Raw genomic sequence first — 6,459 nt, 5'->3', positions numbered from 1 at the left:
TGTGACTACCATCGACATCGGCATCACACATAATAATCACTTTATGGTATCTTAATTTTGAAATATTCAATGCTTTACTATCATCTTCAGTTCCAACAGTTACACCAAGTGCAGTAAAAATATTTCTAATTTCTTCGTTTTCAAAAACTTTGTGATGCATTGCTTTCTCCACATTCAAAATCTTACCTCTTAAAGGCAAAATTGCTTGAAATGCACGGTCACGACCTTGTTTTGCCGTTCCACCTGCCGAATCTCCCTCGACAAGATATACTTCGCATTTTTCAGGATCTTGTTCCGAACAATCTGACAATTTTCCTGGCAATCCACCACCACCCATTACGGTTTTGCGTTGTACCATTTCACGCGCTTTTTTAGCAGCGTGACGGGCTTGAGCAGCCAAAATTACTTTTTGAACAATGATTCGAGCGTCATTTGGATTTTCTTCCAAATAATTTTCGACCATTTCACTCACCGCCTGACTTACTGGCGCAACTACTTCTCTATTTCCTAATTTAGTTTTAGTTTGACCTTCAAATTGCGGCTCAGAAACTTTTACCGAAATAATAGCTGTAAGACCTTCACGAAAATCGTCTCCAGCAATTTCGAACTTCAATTTTTCTAACATTCCAGAGGCATCTGCATATTTTTTCAATGCTCTGGTTAAACCAGTTCTAAAACCTTGTAAATGGGTTCCTCCTTCGTGAGTATTGATATTATTTACGTAAGCAAAAATATTTTCGGTGTAGCTTGTGTTGTAAATCAATGCTACCTCAACAGGAATTTCTCCTTTTTCAGAATTCATTGAGATTACATGAGAAATAATTGGCTCTCTATTAGCATCCAAATAACGAACATATTCTTTTAAACCTTCATCAGAATGAAAAATTTCTGAAGCAAAATTTCCATCTTTATCTACTTCTCTTTTATCCGTAAAAGTAATTGTAATTCCTTTGTTAAGGAAAGACAATTCACGCATTCTAGACGATAAAGTATCATAAGTAAAATCAACTGTTTGAGTAAAAATTATTGGATCTGGATAAAAAGTTACGATGGTTCCTCTTTTAGTCGTTTCTCCAATTTGCTTTACAGGATATAATGCTTTTCCTCTTTCATATTCTTGCTCGTAAACCTTACCATCACTACTATGAACCGTAGCTCTCAAATGTTTAGACAAAGCATTTACTACAGAAACCCCAACACCGTGAAGCCCTCCAGAAACTTTATAGGAGTCTTTATCAAATTTACCTCCTGCACCAATTTTAGTCATTACAACTTCAAGCGCCGAAACTCCTTCTTTCTTGTGAATACCAACTGGAATACCACGTCCATTATCTTCTACCGAAATAGAACCATCTTCATTTATATCTACCCGAATCGTGTCACAATGACCTCCCATTGCCTCATCAATAGAGTTATCTACTACCTCATAAACTAAATGATGTAGTCCTCGAACACCTACATCTCCAATATACATTGAAGGACGCATTCTTACGTGTTCCATTCCTTCTAACGCCTGAATACTATCTGCTGAATAATTGTCCTTCTTGATTTCTTCGCTCATATTTTATTTAATCTAATAATGTATTTTTGTATAACACGCAAATATAAGGAAACGCATAGGATTTATTGTCCAAAAACAAGTTTTAAGTTGGTAAGTTATTAACAAAAGGATGTCAATTTCAATGACAATTCCAATGACAATAGCGAAAATCAATTTCTAAAAAAACTAACCTAAAAGACAAATTTCCAAAACAAACATTTAAAATGCCTATTTTGGAAATTTGAAAAATTAAACTATTTCAATTATTTTTTAACTTGCTATTGAAATTGGATAAAATCTATTTTCTCATAATCCTCACATTCATTTCTTCTACCTTTTTATCCGATAAAAGAGAAGGTGCACCGAATAATAAATCTTCACTGGTTCCAGTTTTCGGAAAAGCCATCACTTCTCTAATCGATGCTTTTTTCTCTAAAATCATCATCAAACGATCAATTCCCCAAGCAATTCCTCCGTGTGGCGGTGCTCCGTATTGGAAAGCTTTGTACATCGTTCCCACGCTTTTCATCATTTCTTCTTTATTGTAACCCATATTTCTATAAGTCGCTTCCAAAATCTCCGATTTATGCGCACGAACTGATCCTCCACCTATTTCATAACCGTTTAAGATAATATCATATTGCTGTGCGATGATAGTTCCAATTTCTTCATCATTACCAGTCATATGTTTTTGCAAATCATAAATCGCAGGCATTGAGAACGGATTGTGTGTAAAAGTCCACCGACCTTCGTCTGTTCTTTCAAACATTGGAAAATCAATTACCCAAGCTGGACGCAATTCTTTTGGATTAATTAAGTGCAAAATTTTACCTAATTCCTGACGAACAGCATCCAAAGCTTTATTTGCCGTAGCATAATCTGCCGCCGAAAAGAACACAATATCACCCAGTTGAGCATTCGTAGCTTTTATAATTCCAGCCGCAATGTCTTCGCCTAAAAACTTAATAATTGGCGACTGTAATTCATCTTCATTTACAATAATATAAGCCAATCCACCTAAACCGTGCTGTTGCGCAATAGCGGTAAGGTTTTCAATTTGACCTTTAGACATACGCTTGTTTCCTTGTTCTTTAGCCGAAACTTTGATACATTTTACAATTCCACCTTCTTCAATTGGTTTAGAAAAAACTTGGAAAGTGGTATCTTTTACAATATCGGTAATGTCTTGCATTTTTAAACCGTAACGTAAATCAGGTCGGTCACAACCATAAAAATCCATTGCATCTTTGTATGTAATCACTTCAAACGGACGCAAAATCCACTTGTTGCCATATATATTCTTCACTACTTCATTAAACATTTTTGTGTTTAAATCTATAATTTGCTGCATACTACCATAAGCCATTTCCATATCCAATTGCGTAAACTCAGGCTGACGATCTCCACGAGAATCTTCATCTCTAAAACAACGCGCAATTTGGAAATACTTCTCATAACCACTCACCATCAACATCTGTTTGAACTGCTGAGGCGCTTGTGGAAGCGTATAAAACAAACCTGAACCTTTACGAGTAGGAACAATAAATTCACGCGCTCCTTCATCAGTTCCTGCACTTAAAATTGGTGTTTCAATTTCTAAAAATTCTTCTTCATCCAAAATGTCACGCAATAATTTAATTACTTTATGACGGTTTACAATCGCTCTTCGTACCTCTTCGTTTCTATGATCTAAAAACTTGTATTGAAAACGAATTGCTTCATTTGTTTTTGCTGCTCTTTTAATTTCAAAAGGCAAGGTTTTAGACAAGTTTAAAATTTCTAAAGCTGAAGTTTCCAATTCAATTTTACCGGTACGTAATCCTGCATTGTAATCATCTTCGTTACGACCAACCACAATTCCAGTTACCGAAATCACTGATTCTGGTTTCAATTTCACTAACTCATCAATATTAGGAAATGATTCTCTACTGATTCGCACTTGAAAAATCTCATAACTTGAATCACGTAAATCGATAAACATTAATTCACCGTGATCACGAACACTCGCTACCCAACCCGACAACATCACTTCTTCACTGATGCTTTCTTCTGATAATTGTGAAATTTTATGTGTTCTATACGTGTCTTTTATAATAATAGGAATTTCAGGAAGCGTTTCTTCTTGAATTTCTTTATTCTCAGCAATCGTTTCTTTAGAAACTTTTTCTGAAGTTAGTTCTTTTTCTAAAACAGCATCAGCACCTAATTTGTCCAAAATTATTTGACGAATTATTTTTCCATTGGCTCCTTTTCCAATAACACCTAAAACTTTACCCACTAAAATACCAGCTTTTCCTTGGTCTCCTGCTTTAATATCATTGGCAACCGCTTCATTTTCCAAAATTACGGTAGCTATGACTTCCTGAATCTTATCTTCTGAAATAGTATTTTCTTCAAAGTATTTGTTGTAGTCAAAAGTTCGATCTTTTAGATAACCCGTAATTCCATTTTGAACTAAAACCGCCGTGATTTTTTCTGCTTTAAATAATTTGAAAATATCTGTTAAATGAGCAATACTATGAATTTCAGCGTAATCTTCTGCCTTGATATTGTTTGCCAAAGTTTTAGCAACAAACGAAGGATCTTTGATTTCGCTATTGATTTCTACAAATGTTTGCGAACGCAATTTATCTGCTGTGAAAAATTTAGCGTCTTGTGGCAAAACCCCACCGTTAATCAAAATCGATTCCACCGCATAAGGCAAGGCACTTGTATCGACTTTAATCGCGTCAATCTCCGCTTTGATATTAACAAATGGTAAATCTGGTTCCGAAATAAAACGGTAATCGGCTTCGAATTCTTTTTTTCGCATTACTTTGGTTTGCTTTAAATCAGCATCCCATAACACAGTAGTTTGGTCAGGGCGAAACTCTTTATTTTCAATAAAATAATTGAATTGTTTCTCCACTTCCTCTTTCAAAGCTTCCACCATAAACTTAAACGAGTTCAAGTTTTTGATTTCCGTTCTTGGATTCAAATCGTAAGAATGTTTTCTACGCAAAGACACCGAAACATCCGATTTGAATTCTCCTTTTTCCAAATTCGCTTCAGAGATTCCCAAGTTTTGAACAATACGTTGAATGTATTGCGCATAAGTCGAAGCATCTTCGATATTACGAATGCAAGGTTCAGTAACAATTTCAATCAATGGAACACCCGCTTTGTTAAAATCGACTAACGAAATCTTCTTTTCGTGCATCAATTTTGCGGCATCTTCTTCAATATGAACCTGAGTTAGATTCACGGTAAATTGCGTACCGTCATTTCGGTAACAAGAAACGTGTCCGTCAGGAATTATCGGATTATGAAATTGCGTTATTTGTATATTTTTTGGATTATCCGGATACTCGTAATGTTTTCTATCCCAAGAAATCACTTCATTACTAAATGAGGAATCCACCGCTTTTCCAAAATAAATTGCTTTTGTAATTGCTTCTTTATTTAAGGCAGGCAAAACGCCCATTTGTCCCGTACAAACAGAACATATATTTTCGTTAGGTGTTTCTATTTCTTGATTTGGACAAGAACAAAACAACTTGGTTTTGGTATTCAATCGAACGTGAGTTTCCAGTCCGATTACCAATTCTAAATCGTGGGCTTTAATCGCCGCAGTTAATTGCTCCAATTCCATTATATTGTATCTTTTAAGAAGTTTGCGAACTTCAACACTAATTCATCATTATTTTTTGCTGCAGTAATTTGCAATCCAGTACTTGTTCCTTGCGGCACAGTTAAAGTTGGCAATTGCCCTAAACTAAAACCAACCGTATAAGCATCTGACAAATACATAGCCAAAGGATCTTTTAAACTGTCTCCAATTTTAGGCGGCGTACTTGGTGTAACTGGCGATAAAATAATATCCACTTCTTCAAAATCCTTACTGAAGTTTTCAGAAATTTGATCTCTTAAAGCCAATCCTTTTAAATATATTTCATCTGAAAAACCTTGTGACAGCACCTGGTTTCCTCCTACAATTCTACGTTTTGTTTCTTCTGAAAAGTTTTCAGAACGTGTCACAGCATAGGTTTCAATTAAATTTTCGGCTTCAATACGATTTCCGTAATTTGTTCCGTCTAAACGAGATAAATTCGAAGCCGTTTCCGCCATCGCTAATGTATAATAAGTCGAAACCAAAATATCAGATTTAAAAAAATCTAATTCTTTCACTTCAATTCCTTTAGCTTTTATTTTTTCGACGCTTGCTAAAAAATCAGATTTTATCTGCGCATCGATCGCATCGCTTTCTATGAAGTTTTTAAAATACCCAATTGTTTTCACAGTTGAAGTTGCAATTGCTTCTTCACTAATTTCATTTGAAGTAATTGAAGTTTGATCTTTTGGATCTTTACCACTCATTACATTCAACACAATTCGGATATCTTCAATTGATTTTGCCAATGGCCCAACACAATCCGTAGAGGAAGCATAAGCCATCAATCCAAATCTGGAAATTCTTCCGTAAGTTGGTTTAAAACCATAAATATGATTGTAACCCGCAGGCTGACGAATCGAACCTCCGGTATCTCCTCCAATGGAGAAAACAGTATATTCTTTAGCCACATTTACCGCAGAACCTCCGCTTGAACCTCCGGCAACTAAAGATGGGTCGATAGCATTTTTTACAGCTCCAAAAATGGTGTTTTCACTCGAAGAACCGTGACCAAAACTGTCGCAGTTTTCTTTTACCAATGGAATCGCACCGGCATCCAATAATTTTTGAATGGCAGTTGCGGTGTAAGGTGATTTATAATTTTTCAACAACTCAGAACTTGCTGTAGTGTAAGTTCCTTGCACCATATACACATCTTTAATTCCAAAAGGAATTCCTTCCAGCAAACCGATTGTTTCTCCATTTGCAATTTTAGCATCCACTTTAGCCGCTAATTCCAGCGCCAAAGTAACCAATACAGCATTTACAG

General features: G+C 35.6%; 3 protein-coding genes. All 3 read right to left on the bottom strand.

The genetic code is table 11. The annotated features are described in order from the left end of the window. The coding region (locus PHC28_RS14070; protein WP_300101884.1) for a DNA gyrase subunit B at window positions 1–1,561 on the bottom strand (1,561 nt) is incomplete at its 3' end. Window positions 1,562–1,838: 277 nt separating this feature from the next. Next, window positions 1,839–5,171, bottom strand: a complete 3,333-nt coding sequence (gatB/aspS, locus tag PHC28_RS14065; RefSeq protein ID WP_300101882.1) for a bifunctional amidotransferase subunit GatB/aspartate--tRNA ligase AspS — start codon at window positions 5,169–5,171, stop codon at window positions 1,839–1,841. Beyond that, on the bottom strand, window positions 5,171–6,459 hold a 1,289-nt coding region (locus tag PHC28_RS14060), incomplete at its 5' end, for an amidase (protein WP_300101880.1). The genes PHC28_RS14060 and gatB/aspS, both read right to left, overlap by 1 nt.

Origin of the sequence: Flavobacterium sp. (assembly GCF_028712645.1) — a bacterium.
Lineage (GTDB): Bacteria > Bacteroidota > Bacteroidia > Flavobacteriales > Flavobacteriaceae > Flavobacterium.
Note: the sequence above shows the minus strand (reverse complement) of the source record. Positions and strands in the feature narration are given on the sequence as shown.

Excerpts from the sequence above, each read along its gene's own strand:
- gatB/aspS (WP_300101882.1), bottom strand. The coding sequence starts at position 5,171 with ATGGAATTGGAGCAATTAACTGCGGCGATTAAAGCCCACGATTTAGAA.